We start from the raw sequence: 15493 nt of genomic DNA, 5'->3' as shown, positions 1-15493 counted from the left end.
GACAGCGAGCCGAGGGAGAATGCAAATGCCGCCGAGCTCCGCGCCGAAGTCGCCGGTCAAGACTCCGGCCGTGCGCTCTTTCGAAGACGAGCAGCGCACTGGGACAGATATCGAAGAGGAACTCGAGGAAGGCCTCGAGGATACATTCCCGGCCAGCGATCCGGTGTCGATCACCGGAACGGCCATTCCCGGCGCACCGGCAAGACCCGGCAAGCGTAAAAACGTGGCGGGACAGAAGCGTAAGAAGTGATCTGCACGCCGCGATAAAGCAGGGCTGAAGCAGACAAGATCGGCGGCCGGAAAGTCCTGTCGCCCTTTCGGTTCATCACCGCGTATTGTCGCCGGGCCGGCTCAGAAGCTGCTTGGCACGATCCACGGATCGATGCCGATGCCGAGTCTCGGGCCCTTGCTGCCGGCCTTGTGTGTCGGGGCATCGGCGTTTTCAAGCGATCCGGTCGGCGCGCAATCGAGCTTCACATCGGCCTTGGTGTCGATGCAGGCCGCTTCTTGCTTGGCTGGCTGACTGCTGCCGGCAAATGCGGCGCCAGAGAGTGCCAGCAGGGCGGCGAGCGTGAGGACTGCCTTCTTCATCGTCGGTCTCCGGTTCAGCTATTGAATTTCTCGTACGTGTACGGAACTGCGTACAGATACGCCCTGAACTCCCGGTGTTCAAGCAAAATCGTACGCGTACGGAGAATTGCCGAACGCTCGGCGCCGCAGCGCAGAACGTTCGGAGAAGATCCTGCAGATCGGGAGGAGCGCCGCTCTTCAGCAGTTGACCGACGGCGTGAGCGGCGCAATCTCGTGCGCGGCGATGGCTTCGAGCATGATGTCGCCGATCCGTGTGATGAACGTCGTCTGGTCGCCGAACGGGTAGAACGGGAAGGTGATCAGCAGCGAGATGGCGCCGTGGCCGACCGCCCACAGCATGGTAGCGATGGCGCGTGGATCGCCTTTGAGCCTGCCGGCGGCAACGCAGGCTTCGACCCTCGCGATCAGCACTTTCATCGCCGGGTTGCCGCTCTCCATTTCGGCGAAGGTCTTTCCGGCTGGCGGCCCGACTTTTTCGGTCATGAAGACGGTGCGGTATTCGTTGGGATTTTCCAGCCCAAAGGCGGCGTATTCGACAAGCACCGCCTTGAGCGCCTCGATCGGGTCGTCGGCCGTATGATTTGCGATGCGCCTGGCCAAGGTCTCGAAGGCATCCTCGGCCAGCGCGAACAGGATGTCCTGCTTGTCGGCGAAATAGGAATAGACCGACATCGGCGCATAGCCAACGCGCTCTGCGAGCTTGCGGATGGTGAGGCCGTCATAGCCTTCTTCCTGGACAAGCTTGTGCGCGGCGTCGACAAGTTCGGAACGCAGTTCGGCCTTTTGTTTTTCGCGGCGCTCCTGGACGCTCAGCTGCAACTTTCTACTGCCTTATGACTGATGGCTGGATGCAGCATATATACGCTGTACGGCGTCGGGCAAGGGTGGCACGAAGCAGAAGGCTGACTGTCGCAATACCCATGTAACCCGGCAATAAAGCCGGCAACATCGGACTGTTACAGACAAAGACTAATTCGCGGCTCTGCAAGAATTTCGTTTCGGGAGGCCGTTATGACCGGAACTGAGCTTTCGTCCGGCGTGCCGGACGTGGACCCGCTTTCCCATCGCGCCAGGATGGCGCTCAGGCGCGTCGTCATGGTCGCATGGCTGGCGATCGCGCTCGGCTTTGCCATGGAAGCTCTCATTCTGACCGTCAGATTTGCGGCTGGTGCCTACCCGGCGACGACGCAGGTTCTGATCGAACTGGCGCAAGGCGTGACCTGGTCGTTCTTCGTCTGCGCCGGCGTCAGCCTCGGCACGGCGCTCGCCAAGGTGCGAGCCTCGCTCGGCGGCTTGATCAGCGCGATTTCAGCGCCACTGGCGATGGGCATCGCCAAAGGGACGCAAAAGGTCATGGTCAGCGCGCTGGACGCGGCGGCAAAGCCGGCCATCCTGTCGCTCACGACCCTGGGTGTGCTGCGGGCGATCGAATACGGGCTGCTCGGCTGGACACTGGCGTCGCTGGCATCGAAGGAAGAACCGCGTCCGCTCCATTTCGCGCTGGCGGGCGCCCTGATAGGCGCGGTATTCGGCGGCGGGATCACGGTGCTGACCATCGAGACGGCCGCGGCAAACGACGCTGCTCTCGCACTGCCGCAGGCTATCGCAACCGGCCTCAACGAGATCGTGTTTCCAATCGGTTGCTCACTGGTCGTCTACATTGCGCTGCAGGTCAGCCGCCATATGAAGTATGTCGCGGCCGAAGCCAAACAGATTTAGGTCCCCAGGCGTTGGATACCTCAAACCGCTTCCGGTTGGCGTTCGATCAGCGTCAGCGTCAGCCAGCGCGCGGTCAGCGCCGGTTTTTTCGAGCCCTCGATCTCGATCGTCACGTCGTGCGCCGTCTGCACCCAGCCGGACGGCCTGACCTTGACGTCGGCCAGCACGAAACGGGTGCGGATGCGCGAGCCGGTCTTCACCGGCGCCAGGAAGCGCAGCGAATCGAAGCCATGATTGACGCCCATCTTGCTGTTTTCCAGCGGCGGCATGGTTTCGAAGGTCATCGCCGACAACAGCGAAAGCGACAGGAAGCCATGCGCGATGGTGCCGCCGAACGGCGTTTCGCGGCTGGCGCGTTCCGGATCGCAATGGATGAACTGATGATCGTCGGTGGCATCGGCGAACTGGTCGATCATGCGCTGGGTGACGACCCGCCATGGCGACACGCCGACTTCCTTGCCGACGTTGGCCAGAAGCACATCGAGACTGATCGGTTCCACGCTGATGTCCTCCATCTTCACCCCCGGCATTTCACTCGCCGGATGGCGTGCGTCTCATTCCTTGAATAATGTCAGCCCGTGTTGCACCGACTGCCCGCCATCGATCGGCAGGATAGCGCCGGTGACATAGCTGCCGGCACGGCTGCACAAATAGAGCGTTGCGCCGGCAATGTCATCCGGTGCGCCGATGCGGCCGATCGGAACATGGTTGCCGACATGTCTTGCCTGGTCTTCGGTGCCGGTGGCGAAGGCCGTCATCCGGCTCCGGAAAGGGCCAGGCGCAAAGGCGTTGACGGTGATGCGGCGGCCGGCGAATTCGATCGCCAGGATGCGCGTCAGGTGGTGAACCGTGGCCTTCGAGGCCGAGTAGGAGTAGGCATCTTCGGCCAAAGGCTGCGTGCCCATCACCGATCCGAGGTTGATCACCCGGGCCGGGTCGGCATCGCTGGCGGCGGCCTCGAGCAGTGGCAGCAACTCGCGCGTCAGGTGGAAGACCGCGGTCACATTGACGCCGAACACCTTGGCCCAGGCATGGTAGGGAAAGCTTTCCAGCGGCGCCCCCCAGGAGATGCCGGCATTGTTGACCAGGATATGCAGCCGCTCGGTCCGCGCCCTGACCTCGGCCACAAGCGCCGCAATGCCGGCCTCGCTGGAGACGTCGCCGGCAAAACCTTCCGCCCTGCCGGGCGCGCCAAGGCCGTTCAACTCGCCGGCTACCCCGACGCAATCCTCGCCCTTGCGCGAGGCGATCATCACGGTGGCGCCGGCCTTGACCAGAGCGGTCGCCGCCATGCGGCCGATGCCAGTCGCGGCGCCGGTGACCAGCGCCGTCTTGCCGGCGACTGAGAACAGCTCGTCCAGATAGCTCATCGATTTCCTCCGCGCAGTTCACCGCTGTTTGACTGATGGTTCAAGGAGCGGCTTCGCATCGACAAGGCTAGCCGAACTACGATTATCCTTGCCACGCCAAAAGTATCCGGACTGCGGCGATGGCACGGTTTGCGGCTGAAATGGTTAAGCCCGAACGGCAAGGTGGTCATTCGGCCGTGACATGGTTCGGATGAATGATGCAGCCGTCCCTCCAAGCGAGCACCTTGGCCCCAGCGGTTCATTTCGCGCGTGAAGCAAGTCGTCATTACTCCTCCGCCAAGCCGCAGGCGGGTCTTGATGACGTGGGACGGTGGTTGAGCGATAGGGCAGGACTGACATTCGTCGTCGTGGACGGGAGCTATGCTTCCCCGGGGGAGCTGTGGGTAAGAAACAACGCATCGTCCTGCTGGCAGCTGTTTTGGCGTCTGCCTTTGGCGTTTTGTTGCTGATCCTGATCCTGCAGATGGTCAGTTTTTTGGTTGACTAGGCGCGGCCAGGAGCGTGCTTTTCCAAAAGCCTGCGCTACCGCAGGCTTTCCAGCTCGCGGATGCGTTTGGCGCCGTCGGCCTCGAGCTGCCTTGTGACGGCGCCGATCAGCGCTTCGGCAACGACGAAAAGGGCGGCGGATGAGTCCCAGGCCGAAGGCACGGCGGTGCGCCCGGCGATGACATGGCGGGCAAAGCGGGCGATCGGCGACAGCCACTGGTCGGTAAACAGCACGATCTGCACGCCGCGCTGGTTGGCGGTCTCGGCAAAGCGGACGAGGCTGTCCTGATAGCGCCTGATGTCGAAGATCACCAGCACGTCGCGCTTGCCCATGTCGATCAGCCGGTCGCGCCAGACGCTTTCCTGGCCGGCGAGATGGAAGACGTTAGGTTTGATGATAGCAAGGTGGGCCGCCATGTAGCGCGCCAGCGGGTCGGTGAAGCGGCCGCCGATCAGGAATGTCTTGCCGCGCCGGTCGGCAAGCTTGGCGACGATGTCGGCAAGCTGCTTGTCCGAGAGATGCCGGAATGTCTCGCGCATATTGTCGAGCGTCGCCTCCAGCATCGGCGAGACGGCGCTGCCCTGCGATGGCGGATTGAGCGTGCGCGAGGCCGGCGACTGCAATTGCGCCGCCAGTTCGTCTTGCAGCGCCGACTGGAATTCCGGATAGTTCTGGAAGCCGAGCCGGGCGACGAAACGCAGGATCGTCGGCGACGATACGCCGGCGGCAGCCGAGAATTCGGCGACCGTCTTCAGCCCGATCAGCGGATAGCTGGCGATCAGCGTTTGCGCTGCGCGCCGCTCGCCGGCCGGCATGGTGCCGATGCGGTCGGAGATCAGTTCGGCAATGCTGGAAACCATGTTTTTCCCCACCCTGGCCGGGCCGTTACCGCATTATCGAAATCGCGTTTGACAAAGCCGGCCAAACTGTATGAAATCATCCATAGGGACGCAATGAGGCAAAATACGTAACATACGGTACAGCGCTCCCCGGGGACGGCAGACAATGGAGACAGCACGGCCCGCCAGCCTTGCATCGCCTGAAACCGTAAGGGTGACGAACCCCGGCGGATTGAGCCCTTTCGTGCTGACCTGCGACCACGCCTCCAATTTCCTGCCGCCGGAATTCGGAACGCTCGGACTTGCCGCCGAGGAGCTTTCCCGCCACATCGCCTGGGATCCCGGCGCCTTGCCGGTGGCGCGCCGCATGGCCGAGGCACTCGATGCGACGCTGGTCGAGACCTGCATCTCGCGGCTCGTCATCGACTGCAACCGGCCGCTCGACGCGCCGGACCTGATAGTGACGGTCAGCGCCAGCGAAAAAACCGTGGTCCCGGCCAATCAGGGGCTTTCGGCCGATCAGCGGCAGGCGCGCATCGCGCTGGCGTGGCGACCGTTTCACGAGCGGATCGCAACGATCGTCGACGAGCGCCTGGCGGCCGGGCGGGAGACCAGGCTGGTCTCGATCCATTCCTTCACGCCGCTCTACAAAGGCAAAAGCCGGCCCTGGCACATCGGCATCATCCATGACGAGGACCGCCGGCTGGCGGCGCCGCTGATCGCGGCGCTGCAGCGGCTTGCCGGCGTCACCGTCGGCGTCAACGAACCCTATTCGCCGGCCGACCGGGTCTATTTCACGCTGGAACGCCATGCGCGCTCGCGCGGGCTGCCTTGCGCGATGATCGAAATCCGCAACGACGAGATCTCCGGCGCGGCCGGGCAGCGGAAATGGGCGGATCTGCTCACCGGCATTTTTCTCAATCTGGAGCCCGAGGCGGCCAATGGCCCCAGACCAAGCGCAGTCGGAAAGTCAGTTCAATCGGCCAGCTAAGAAACCAAAAGGGGACTTCAAAATGGTAGCACCGGGTTACACTGAAGTTGATAAGAAGGAGGACCTGAAAGTTCTCCATGGAATGGGCTATGCTCAGGAACTTTCTCGAAGCATGAGCCGCTTCTCGAATTTCGCGATCTCGTTCTCGATCATCTGCATTCTCTCAGGCGGCATCAATTCCTTCGCGCAAGCGACATCGTCCATCGGTGGCGCGGGCGCTGGTATCGGCTGGATCGTCGGCTGCATGGTTTCGGGACTTTTCGCGCTCGCCATGGCCCAGATCGCCTCTGCATTTCCGACCGCGGGCGGCCTCTATCACTGGGCATCTATTCTGGGGAACCGTTTCACTGGCTGGCTGACCGCATGGCTCAACCTGCTCGGCCTGATCACCGTGCTCGGTGCGATCAACATCGGCACGGCTTTCTTTTTCGTCGGCACTTTCGGCGCAGCCTTCGGCATGACCGGCACGCCTGGTGAGATCGTCGGGTTTGTCGCCTTCATCACGGTGTTGCAGGCGCTGCTCAATCATTTCGGCATCAGGTTGACGGCTATGCTGACGGACGCCTCCGGCTTCCTGATCCTGGCAACGACAGCCGTGCTGATCGTCGCTTGCCTGGTGTTTGCGCCAGCGATCGACATCACGCGGCTGTGGACGTTCACGAACTATTCGGGCGATGCGGGGGGCGGTGTTTTCCCGCAGTCCGATTCCATGACGTATCTCTTCCTGCTCTGCCTGCTGCTGCCGGTTTACACCATCACTGGCTATGACGCGTCGGCGCATACTTCGGAAGAAACGTTGAGGGCGGCCCACTCGGTTCCGCGGGCAATCGTTTCGTCCGTACTCTGGTCGTCGCTGATCGGCTGGGTGATGCTGTGCGCGATCGTACTGGCGATTCCGGATCTGGCGGCCGGCGCCAAGCAGGGCTGGGGCGTGTTCTTCGCCACGATGGACGCAATCTTGCCGGCGTGGCTGAAGACACTGCTCTATCTGGGCATCCTGATCGCGCAGTTCCTCTGCGGTCTGGCAACGGTCACCTCTGCCTCGCGCATGCTTTTCGCCTTTTCGCGTGACGGCGGCATGCCGGTCGGCTCGGCCTCGCTAGCCAAGGTCAGCCCGACCTGGCGCACGCCGGTCAATGCGATTTGGACGGCTGCTGTGCTCGAGGTCATCTATGTCTTTCTTGCCCAGTTCATCTCGGTCGGCGGCACGAACATCTATACCATCGTCGTCAATTCGACATTGGTGTTCCTGTTTCTGTCCTTCATCATTCCGATCGTGCTCGGCATGATGGCTTTCGGAACGGAGAAATGGCCGAACCCCGGCCCATGGAATCTCGGCGCCGGCCTGTTCAAGCTGTTTTGCATCCTGTCGGTCATCGGCATGGCGATCATCTTCTACATCGCCATCCAGCCGCCGAACGACAAAGTGCTCTATATCACCCTGGGCTTCATTGTGCTGACTGCGGTGCTTTGGTTCGGTTTCGAGAACCGCCGCTTCCAGGGTCCGCCCATTGGAGACCAGATCGCAAAGCGCCAGGCGGCGATCAAGGCAGCCGAGCTAGCCATAGGCGAAGCCGGCGCCTGACGCCCTCTCATGACCATGGCCGGCATCATGCCGGCCATGGCTTTCCGTTTCCTTTTCAAAGTGACAAGCCCGAAACGACAAGCGCTGGAGTGCCAAAGGAATGGCCGGAAATTTCTCCTTCGATCAGTTGAAGCAAGCGGTCTCCAGCGGCGAGGTCGACACGGTGCTGGCCTGCATCGTCGACATGCAGGGGCGGCTCGCGGGAAAGCGGTTCCTGGCCCGCTATTTCGTCGATTCCGCGCATGACGAGACGCATGGCTGCAACTATCTCTTGGCCGCAGACATCGATATGGAACCGGTGCCCGGCTACAAGGCGGCGAGCTGGTCGAAGGGCTATGGCGATTTCGTCATGAAGCCGGACCTTGCGACGCTGCGGCGCGTTCCGTGGCTGGAAAAGACGGCGCTGGTGATCTGCGACGTGCTCGACCACCATACCCATGACGACCTAGCGCATTCGCCGCGCGCCATGCTGAAGAAGCAGGTCAAGCGGCTGCAGGATCGCGGCTATATCGGCTATTTCGCTTCCGAGCTCGAATTCTATCTGTTCAGCGAAACCTACGATTCCGCCCGTAGGAAGCACTGGCAGGGCCTCGAGACGGCATCGCCCTACATCGGCGACTACCAGATCGGCATCACCACCAAGGAAGAAGGCGTCATGCGCCGGCTGCGCAACGAGATGGAGGCGGCCAGCATCCCGATCGAGAATTCGAAGGGCGAGTGGGGTCCCGGCCAGGAGGAGATCAACGTGCGCTATGCCGAGGCGCTCGACATGGCCGACCGCCACGTCATCCTGAAGAACGGCGCCAAGGAAATCGCCGAGTCCGAAGGCAAGGCGATCTCGTTCATGGCCAAGTACAATTACGGGCTCGCCGGCAATTCCAGCCACGTCCATAATTCGCTGTGGAGCGCCGACGGCAAGACGCCGTTGTTCTACGACAAAAATGCCGAGTGGACGCTGTCGACGCTCGGCCAGCAATGGGCGGCCGGCCAGCTCAAATATGCCAAGGAATTCACCTGGTTCCTGGCGCCCTACATCAACTCCTACAAGCGCTTCCAGGCCGGCACCTTTGCGCCGACCAAGATCATGTGGAGCGAAGACAACCGCACTGCCGGCTTCCGTCTTTGCGGCGAGGGCACCAAGGGCATCCGCATGGAATGCCGCATCGGCGGCGCCGATTTGAACCCCTATCTGGCTTTCGCCGCGCTGATCGCGGCCGGGCTTGCCGGCATCGATGAAAAGCTTGAACTGCAGAAGCCCTTCGTCGGTGATGCCTACCAGGCCTCGCAGCTGCCTGAAATTCCAAAGACATTGCGCGACGCCACCGCGACGCTGGCGGAATCGAAAATGCTGAGGCAGGCGCTCGGCGACGATGTGCTGGAACATTACGTCCACACGGCACACTGGGAACAGTTCGAGTACGACCGCCGGATTACGGACTGGGAACTGCACAGGGGGTTCGAGCGGTATTGAATAATCTGGCAACGTTGGCGCCGCTCCTCACCCTCAGCCTCTCCCGTGAAGAACGGGGGAGAGGGGGCCCGGCGCTGAGCTTGTCCCTTCTCCCCGTCAGTATACGGGAGAAGGTGCCGGCAGGCGGATGAGGGGCGGCGCTAACCAACGACATTATTGTAGAATGCGAGGACCCAAAGCATGACCGAAACGGTCAAGATAAAATCCCCCGTCGACGGTTCGATCTATGCCGAACGGCCTCTTGCCACCGACCAGTCGATCGGTGCCGCGGCCGAACGTGCCAAGGCGGCGCAGGAGAAGTGGGCTGAGACGCCGGTCGTCGAGCGCGGCAAATACATGCTTGCCATGCTGGAAGCGCTGGTCGCCATGACCGGCGAGATCGTGCCGGAGATCGCCTGGCAGATGGGCCGCCCGGTGCGCTATGGCGGCGAGTTCGGCGGCGTCAGGGAACGTGTCAGCTACATGGTCGAGATCGCCGAGGCGGCCTTGAAGCCGGTCATGGCCTCCAACCCGAAGGACGGCTTTCGCCGTTATGTGAAGAAGGTGCCACTCGGCGTGGTCATGGTGATCGCGCCTTGGAACTATCCCTATCTCACCGCCGTCAACACCATCGTCCCGGCGCTGATGGCCGGAAGCGCCGTCATCCTCAAGCACGCGGCGCAGACGCTGCTGGTCGGCGAACGTTTTCAGCAGGCGTTTGACACAGCAGGCCTGCCCAAGGGCCTGTTCCAGAACCTTGTCATGAACCACGCGCAGACCGAAAGGCTGCTCGGCTCCGGCAAGATCGACCATGTCAACTTCACCGGCTCGGTCGCCGGCGGCCGCGCCATTGAAAAGGCCGCCGCGGGCACCTTCACGACGCTCGGCCTCGAACTCGGCGGCAAGGATCCGGCCTATGTGCTGCCGGACGCAAAGATGGACCATGCGGTTGCCAATCTGGTCGACGGCGCCTTCTACAATTCCGGCCAGTGCTGCTGCGGCATCGAGCGCGTCTATGTCCACGAGAAGGTCTACGATGAATTCGTCGAGGGCTTCATTGCCGAGACCAGGAACTACGTCGTCGGCAATCCGCTCGACCAGGCGACCACCATGGGGCCGATGGCGCAGGCGCGCTTCGCCGACCTGATCCGCGAGCAGAAGGCCGAGGCGTTGCGCAAGGGCGCCAGGGCACACATCAACATGAAGGTGGCCAACGACAGGCAAGGTTCCCCCTATCTGACGCCGGAAGTGCTGACCCAGGTCGACCACCAGATGAGCGTTATGCGCGAGGAAAGCTTTGGCCCGATCGTCGGCATCATGAAGGTGCGCAACGACGAGGAAGCGATCGCGCTGATGAACGACAGCCCCTATGGGCTGACGGCCTCGATCTGGACGCGCGACATTGAGCATGCGGCGGCGATCGGCGATCGTGTCGAGACCGGCACGGTGTTCATGAACCGCTGCGACTATCTCGATCCGGCGCTGGTCTGGACCGGCGTCAAGGATACCGGCAAGGGCGCGGCATTGTCGGCCATCGGCTACGACAATCTGACCAGGCCGAAATCATACCATTTGCGCGAGGTGATCTAAGGTGCCGATCGACAAGCATGCGATCGCTGTTGAGGGGGAGTAGTGGCGGATACACAAAAATCGGCTTTGCCAGATGGTGAGGGTCCCGAGGGTATCGGCGGATGGCTTGTCCTGCCGATGCTCGGGTTGATGCTCACGCCGATACTGGGGTTGGTACAACTGCACAATACGGACTATCTCGGCTTCGACTGGCAGGCCTTCAGTTTTTCTCAAGGTGCGCTGCTCGTTGCCGAACTGGTGACAGCAGGCGTTCTAAGCCTTACAGCCCCGGTCCTGTTATTGTTCTTCATGTTCAAGCGCTGGGAGATATTCCCGGGCTGGTACATGATTTGGGCAGTCGCGATGCCGGTATATGCCATCCTCGACCCATGGGCCGCGCATCTGGTTTTTCGCGAGAGCTTTCCAACCTTGGCTGATGCGTTCGACAGAGAAACGATGCGCGGAATTTACCGCTCCGTCTGGGCCGCAGCCATCTGGATTCCGTACATGATGCGGTCAGACCGTGTGGCCAATACCTTTGTGAACTAATGACATCCGAGAGCACGAAAGCAGTCAAGAAGGTCGAAATGACAAAACTCGTTTCCAAATGGAATTACCCGACGACCGTCCGCTTCGGCGCCGGACGCATCAAGGAGCTGCCGGAGGTGCTGGCGGCGACCGGCATCAAGCGGCCGCTGTTCGTTACCGACCCGGGACTGGCCAAACTGCCGGTGGTGGCTTCGACGCTGAAAATACTGGACGATGCCAAGGTGCCGTATGGCGTGTTTTCCGAGGTCAAGCCGAACCCGGTCGATTCCAACCTGACCGCCGGCATTGCCGTGTTCAAGGGGGGCAAGCATGACGGCGTCATCGCCTTTGGCGGCGGCTCGGCGCTCGACCTCGGCAAGCTGATCGCCTTCCAGGCCGGGCAGACACGCCCGGTCTGGGATTTCGAGGATGTCGGCGACTGGTGGACGCGCGCCGATGCCGATGCGATCGCGCCGATCATCGCGGTGCCGACCACCGCCGGCACCGGCTCGGAGGTCGGTCGCGCCGGCGTCATCACCAATGAAGCGACCCATACCAAGAAGGTCATCTTCCATCCAAAGCTTTTGCCGGCGATCGTCATTGCCGATCCGGAACTGTCGGTCGGCATGCCGGGCTTCATCACCGCCGGCAGCGGCATGGATGCGCTGGCCCATTGCCTCGAAGCCTATTGCGCGCCGGGCTATCACCCGATGGCCGACGGCATCGCCGTGGAAGGCATAAGGCTGGTCTTCGAAAACCTGCCGAAAGCCTATGCCAACGGCAAGGATCTGGTCGCCCGCGCCAACATGATGAGCGCCGCCGCCATGGGAGCGGCCGCCTTCCAGAAAGGGCTTGGCGCCATCCATTCGCTGTCGCATCCCATCGGCGCGCTCTACGACACCCACCACGGCATGACCAACGCCGTGTTCATGCCCTATGTGCTGGCCTTCAACCGCGAGGCGATCGAGCCGCGCATAGCCCGGCTCGCCGCCTATTGCGGCATCAAGGGCGGCTTCGACGGTTTTGCCAAGGCGATCATCAAGCTGCGCAAGGAGCTCAAGGTGCCGCATGCGCTGCCCAGCCTGATCAAGGGGCTCGACATGGACAAGAGACGCAAGGGCCTGATCGCCGACATGGCGGTGGTCGATCCGACCGCCGGCGGCAACCCGGTCAAGCTGACCAAAAAGGCGGCGCTGACGCTGCTCGAAAACGCCATCGCCGGCACCGTCTGAGACAATTTTCGCATCGGAAATCGACTTGGGAAAAGAGGCAAAGGAAAGGGGGAAAGATGAAAGGCAAGATCGAAACTAGTTAGCCGGAAAAAGAATCGCGAAGCGATTGCTACAGCCGGTTAAAAAGAGTTTACTTTTTCATACTGCGGGGCATCGCTTTCACAAAGCTTTCATCTGGCTGTCACACGAAAACGATACCGCATCGCAGGCGTCCAACGGCGTCAGTTCAACGGAGAGAACACATGTTCAAATTCACGGGAAAACTGCTTTCCCTTTCGGCCGTCGCCCTGATGGCGACCTCTGCCATCTCGTCGGCCCAGTCCATGGATGAACTGGTCGCCGCAGCCAAGGCTGAAGGCCAGCTCACCACCATCGCGCTGCCGCATGACTGGTGCGGCTACGGCGCGGTCATCGACGGCTTCAAGGCAAAATATCCTGGGATCACCGTCAACGAGCTCAACCCCGATGCCGGCTCCGGCGACGAGGTCGAGGCGATCAAGGCCAACAAGGACAACAAGGGCCCGCAGGCGCCCGACGTTATCGACGTCGGCCTGAGCTTCGGTCCGACCGCAAAGAAGGATGGCCTGATCCAGGCTTATAAAGTATCAACCTGGGACTCGATCCCGGACAGCGCCAAAGATGCCGATGGCTTCTGGACCGGCGACTATTACGGCGTGCTTTCGTTCCTGGTGAACAAGGACCTGGTCAAGGAAGCGCCGGCAGACTGGGCCGACCTGCTGAAGCCGGAATTCGCCAATACCGTGGCGCTCGCCGGTGACCCGCGCGCTTCGAACCAGGCCATCCAGGCCGTCTATGCCGCCGGCCTTTCCGGCGGTGCGGCTGCCGGCGAAGCCGCCGGCACGGCTGGTCTCGACTTCTTCAAGAAGCTCAACGCCGCCGGCAATTTCGTGCCGGTCATCGGCAAGCCCGCGACGCTTGCCCAAGGCCAGACGCCAATCCTGGTGACCTGGGATTATAACGCGCTTGCCGGCCGCGATACGCTGAAGGGCAATCCGCCGGTCGACGTCGTCGTGCCGAAGACCGGTGTCGTCGCCGGCGTCTATGTTCAGGCGATCAGCGCCTACGCGCCGCATCCCAATGCTGCCAAGCTATGGCTGGAATATCTCTATTCCGACGAAGGCCAGATCGGCTGGCTGAAGGGCTATTGTCACCCGATCCGCTTCAACGACCTCGCCAAGAATGGCAAGCTCCCGGCTGACGTGATGGCCAAGCTGCCGCCGGCCGAGTCCTATGCAGCCGCGGTGTTCCCGACGCTCGACGAGCAGGGCAAGGCCAAGGAAGCCATCACCAAGAACTGGGATGCCGTCGTCGGCGCCAACGTCAAGTAAGACTTGAGATCAGCCGGGCGGCTTAGATCGCCGCCCGGCATACCTCCAGGACGGTAGCCGGCGCATGACCGATATCTCGTTGTCCGATCACGCTGTTGCCGGGAAGACCGCGCCTCCTGCCGACGCCCGCAGTATGAGGCTGCCGACACAATGGCTTGGCGTTGCGCCTTTCTTCATCTTCGCCATCATGTTCCTGATCCTGCCCACGCTCTATCTGATGCTGGGCGCATTCCGGAACGATGCCGGCGAATTCACTTTCGAAAACATAGCGGCCTTGGCGCAGCCGTCGATCGTTGCCGCCTACTGGATCTCAATCAAGGTCAGCCTCGCCTCGTCGCTGATCGGTGCTTTCGCGGGGCTTGCCATTGCCATCGCCATCGTGCGCGGCGGACTGCCGGAATGGATACGCTCGGCGACACTGACCTTCTCCGGCGTGGCCTCCAATTTTGCCGGCGTGCCGCTGGCCTTCGCCTTTCTCGCGACGCTCGGCCGGCTCGGGCTCGCCACGGTGCTGCTCAACGTCTTGGTCGGCTTCAACATTTATGCCCATGGTTTCAACATTCTGTCGTTCTGGGGCCTGACACTGACCTATGTCTATTTCCAGATCCCGCTGATGGTGGTGATCATCGTGCCAGCGATCGACGGGCTGAAGAAGGAATGGGGCGAAGCGGCAGCAACGCTTGGCGCGACCCAGGCGCAGTTCTGGCGTATGGTCGTCATTCCGGTGATCTGGCCAAGCTTCCTCGGCACCGTCATCCTCTTGTTCGCCAACGCCTTCGGTGCCATCGCCACCGCTTACGCTCTGACCGGCTCCTCGCTTAACATCGTCCCTATCCTGCTCTACGCGCAGATCCGCGGTGACGTGCTGCACAATGCCCATCTCGGCTATGCCATTGCCTTCGGTATGATCGTCATCACCGGGCTTGCCAATGTCTTCTACATCTGGTTCCGGACGCGCTCGGAAAGGTGGCTTAAATGAAGAGCGGACGTTTCTGGGCCTGGGTCGTCTTCGCGCTGGGCGCTGCCTACTTCTTCATTCCGCTTATCGCGACGGTGGAATTTTCCATGCGCATGCGGCGCGGCGCCTATTCCTTCGATGCGTACAAAGTCGTGTTTGGCGACCCCCGTTTCCAGGCGACCTTCGGCTATTCCGTACTCGCTGCTGTTTTCACCATCATTCTCGGCGTGCTGATCGTGGTGCCTACCGCTTATTGGATCCGCCTGCGGATGCCGCAGCTCAGGCCCGTCGTCGAGTTCATCACGCTGCTGCCGCTGGTCATTCCCGCCATCGTCATCGTCTTCGGCTACATTAGAATGTACGGGTCGAACTCACCGCTGCCGTTCCTGGGCAGCGAGACAGGAGCCAATGCCTTGCTGGTCATCGGTTATGCGACACTAGCACTGCCCTACATGTATCGCGCCGTCGACACCGGACTTCGCACGATCGACGTGCGGACACTGACCGAGGCGGCGCAGATTCTCGGCGCCGGCTGGGGCACGATCATCACCCGGGTCATCCTGCCCAATGTGCTGATCGCGGTGCTGTCGGGCGCCTTCCTGACCTTCGCCATCGTGATAGGCGAATTCACCATGGCTAGCCTGCTCAACCGGCCTGCCTTCGGACCCTATCTGCAGAACGTCGGCGCTAACCGAGCCTACGAGCCGGCGGCGCTTGCCATCATCGCCTTCGCCATCACCTGGGGCTGCATGTCGCTGATCCAGATCCTGTCGCGTTTCGCGCCGCGATCGGCGAACCGTCCGAACTGACCCGAAGGAAAAAGCC

At 61.9% G+C, this 15493-nt stretch carries 16 protein-coding genes; 11 read left to right on the top strand and 5 right to left on the bottom strand.

From position 1 onward, the window contains the following. Positions 1–25: 25 nt before the first annotated feature. Positions 26–250: a hypothetical protein gene (locus NKH42_RS24865; RefSeq protein WP_352737017.1), complete on the top strand. Its 225-nt coding sequence runs from the start codon at positions 26–28 to the stop codon at positions 248–250. 101 nt (positions 251–351) lie between these two features. On the opposite strand, the gene NKH42_RS24860 is transcribed toward NKH42_RS24865, so the two are convergent. Next, positions 352–591: a DUF680 domain-containing protein gene (locus NKH42_RS24860; protein ID WP_352752569.1), complete on the bottom strand. Its 240-nt coding sequence runs from the start codon at positions 589–591 to the stop codon at positions 352–354. Positions 592–768: 177 nt separating this feature from the next. Then, on the bottom strand, positions 769–1410 hold the full coding sequence (locus NKH42_RS24855) for a TetR/AcrR family transcriptional regulator (RefSeq protein ID WP_352737015.1): 642 nt from the start codon (positions 1408–1410) through the stop codon (positions 769–771). A 192-nt stretch (positions 1411–1602) separates the two neighbouring features. Between NKH42_RS24855 and NKH42_RS24850 the strand changes: the two genes are divergently transcribed. Beyond that, complete coding sequence (locus tag NKH42_RS24850; RefSeq protein WP_352737014.1) at positions 1603–2310, top strand: hypothetical protein; 708 nt, start codon at positions 1603–1605, stop codon at positions 2308–2310. 20 nt (positions 2311–2330) lie between these two features. On the opposite strand, the gene NKH42_RS24845 is transcribed toward NKH42_RS24850, so the two are convergent. The 3 genes from NKH42_RS24845 to NKH42_RS24835 all read right to left on the bottom strand — a co-directional run bounded on the left by NKH42_RS24845 (position 2331) and on the right by NKH42_RS24835 (position 5027). Beyond that, complete coding sequence (locus NKH42_RS24845) at positions 2331–2825, bottom strand: MaoC family dehydratase (protein WP_031211357.1); 495 nt, start codon at positions 2823–2825, stop codon at positions 2331–2333. Positions 2826–2864: 39 nt separating this feature from the next. Further along, positions 2865–3680 (bottom strand): SDR family oxidoreductase, encoded by an 816-nt coding sequence (locus NKH42_RS24840; RefSeq protein WP_352752567.1) that lies wholly within the window; start codon positions 3678–3680, stop codon positions 2865–2867. A 522-nt stretch (positions 3681–4202) separates the two neighbouring features. Beyond that, positions 4203–5027, bottom strand: coding sequence for a MurR/RpiR family transcriptional regulator (locus tag NKH42_RS24835; protein WP_352687995.1), 825 nt, complete (start codon positions 5025–5027; stop codon positions 4203–4205). 145 nt (positions 5028–5172) lie between these two features. Here NKH42_RS24835 and NKH42_RS24830 point away from each other — a divergent pair, with 145 nt between their 5' ends. From NKH42_RS24830 to NKH42_RS24790, 9 genes are all read left to right on the top strand, one after another. Continuing rightward, the gene (locus NKH42_RS24830; RefSeq protein ID WP_352752566.1) at positions 5173–5997 is read left to right on the top strand and encodes an N-formylglutamate amidohydrolase; all 825 of its coding nucleotides are present in this window, start codon (positions 5173–5175) and stop codon (positions 5995–5997) included. Between the two features lie 22 nt (positions 5998–6019). Further along, positions 6020–7582, top strand: coding sequence for an amino acid permease (locus tag NKH42_RS24825; RefSeq protein ID WP_352752565.1), 1563 nt, complete (start codon positions 6020–6022; stop codon positions 7580–7582). A 100-nt stretch (positions 7583–7682) separates the two neighbouring features. Further along, positions 7683–9053: a glutamine synthetase family protein gene (locus tag NKH42_RS24820; protein ID WP_352752563.1), complete on the top strand. Its 1371-nt coding sequence runs from the start codon at positions 7683–7685 to the stop codon at positions 9051–9053. Positions 9054–9233: 180 nt separating this feature from the next. Continuing rightward, the gene (locus NKH42_RS24815; RefSeq protein ID WP_352974613.1) at positions 9234–10622 is read left to right on the top strand and encodes an aldehyde dehydrogenase family protein; all 1389 of its coding nucleotides are present in this window, start codon (positions 9234–9236) and stop codon (positions 10620–10622) included. Between the two features lie 42 nt (positions 10623–10664). Continuing rightward, positions 10665–11150 carry a DUF2569 domain-containing protein gene (locus tag NKH42_RS24810; RefSeq protein ID WP_352506368.1) on the top strand — a complete coding sequence of 162 codons (486 nt, stop codon included), beginning with the start codon at positions 10665–10667 and terminating at the stop codon, positions 11148–11150. A gap of 38 nt (positions 11151–11188) precedes the next feature. Further along, positions 11189–12361: an iron-containing alcohol dehydrogenase gene (locus NKH42_RS24805; RefSeq protein ID WP_352506367.1), complete on the top strand. Its 1173-nt coding sequence runs from the start codon at positions 11189–11191 to the stop codon at positions 12359–12361. A 242-nt stretch (positions 12362–12603) separates the two neighbouring features. Beyond that, positions 12604–13710, top strand: a complete 1107-nt coding sequence (locus tag NKH42_RS24800) for an ABC transporter substrate-binding protein (RefSeq protein ID WP_352506366.1) — start codon at positions 12604–12606, stop codon at positions 13708–13710. Between the two features lie 64 nt (positions 13711–13774). Further along, positions 13775–14689 carry an ABC transporter permease gene (locus NKH42_RS24795; protein WP_023675356.1) on the top strand — a complete coding sequence of 305 codons (915 nt, stop codon included), beginning with the start codon at positions 13775–13777 and terminating at the stop codon, positions 14687–14689. Continuing rightward, on the top strand, positions 14686–15477 hold the full coding sequence (locus NKH42_RS24790) for an ABC transporter permease (RefSeq protein ID WP_352478173.1): 792 nt from the start codon (positions 14686–14688) through the stop codon (positions 15475–15477). The genes NKH42_RS24795 and NKH42_RS24790 overlap by 4 nt, the downstream gene beginning before the upstream one ends. Positions 15478–15493: the final 16 nt, after the last annotated feature.

Source organism: Mesorhizobium sp. M1142, from assembly GCF_040318565.1.
Classification (GTDB): domain Bacteria; phylum Pseudomonadota; class Alphaproteobacteria; order Rhizobiales; family Rhizobiaceae; genus Mesorhizobium.
This window is presented reverse-complemented; position numbering and strand designations above follow the sequence as displayed.

Bases quoted from the DNA above. Each gene is read 5' to 3' on its own strand.
- NKH42_RS24865 (WP_352737017.1), top strand. From the start codon at position 26: ATGCCGCCGAGCTCCGCGCCGAAGTCGCCGGTCAAGACTCCGGCCGTG.
- NKH42_RS24860 (WP_352752569.1), bottom strand. From the start codon at position 591: ATGAAGAAGGCAGTCCTCACGCTCGCCGCCCTGCTGGCACTCTCTGGC.
- NKH42_RS24850 (WP_352737014.1), top strand. From the start codon at position 1,603: ATGACCGGAACTGAGCTTTCGTCCGGCGTGCCGGACGTGGACCCGCTT.
- NKH42_RS24845 (WP_031211357.1), bottom strand. From the start codon at position 2,825: ATGGAGGACATCAGCGTGGAACCGATCAGTCTCGATGTGCTTCTGGCC.
- NKH42_RS24840 (WP_352752567.1), bottom strand. From the start codon at position 3,680: ATGAGCTATCTGGACGAGCTGTTCTCAGTCGCCGGCAAGACGGCGCTG.
- NKH42_RS24835 (WP_352687995.1), bottom strand. From the start codon at position 5,027: ATGGTTTCCAGCATTGCCGAACTGATCTCCGACCGCATCGGCACCATG.
- NKH42_RS24830 (WP_352752566.1), top strand. From the start codon at position 5,173: ATGGAGACAGCACGGCCCGCCAGCCTTGCATCGCCTGAAACCGTAAGG.
- NKH42_RS24825 (WP_352752565.1), top strand. From the start codon at position 6,020: ATGGTAGCACCGGGTTACACTGAAGTTGATAAGAAGGAGGACCTGAAA.
- NKH42_RS24820 (WP_352752563.1), top strand. From the start codon at position 7,683: ATGGCCGGAAATTTCTCCTTCGATCAGTTGAAGCAAGCGGTCTCCAGC.
- NKH42_RS24815 (WP_352974613.1), top strand. From the start codon at position 9,234: ATGACCGAAACGGTCAAGATAAAATCCCCCGTCGACGGTTCGATCTAT.
- NKH42_RS24805 (WP_352506367.1), top strand. From the start codon at position 11,189: ATGACAAAACTCGTTTCCAAATGGAATTACCCGACGACCGTCCGCTTC.
- NKH42_RS24800 (WP_352506366.1), top strand. From the start codon at position 12,604: ATGTTCAAATTCACGGGAAAACTGCTTTCCCTTTCGGCCGTCGCCCTG.
- NKH42_RS24795 (WP_023675356.1), top strand. From the start codon at position 13,775: ATGACCGATATCTCGTTGTCCGATCACGCTGTTGCCGGGAAGACCGCG.
- NKH42_RS24790 (WP_352478173.1), top strand. From the start codon at position 14,686: ATGAAGAGCGGACGTTTCTGGGCCTGGGTCGTCTTCGCGCTGGGCGCT.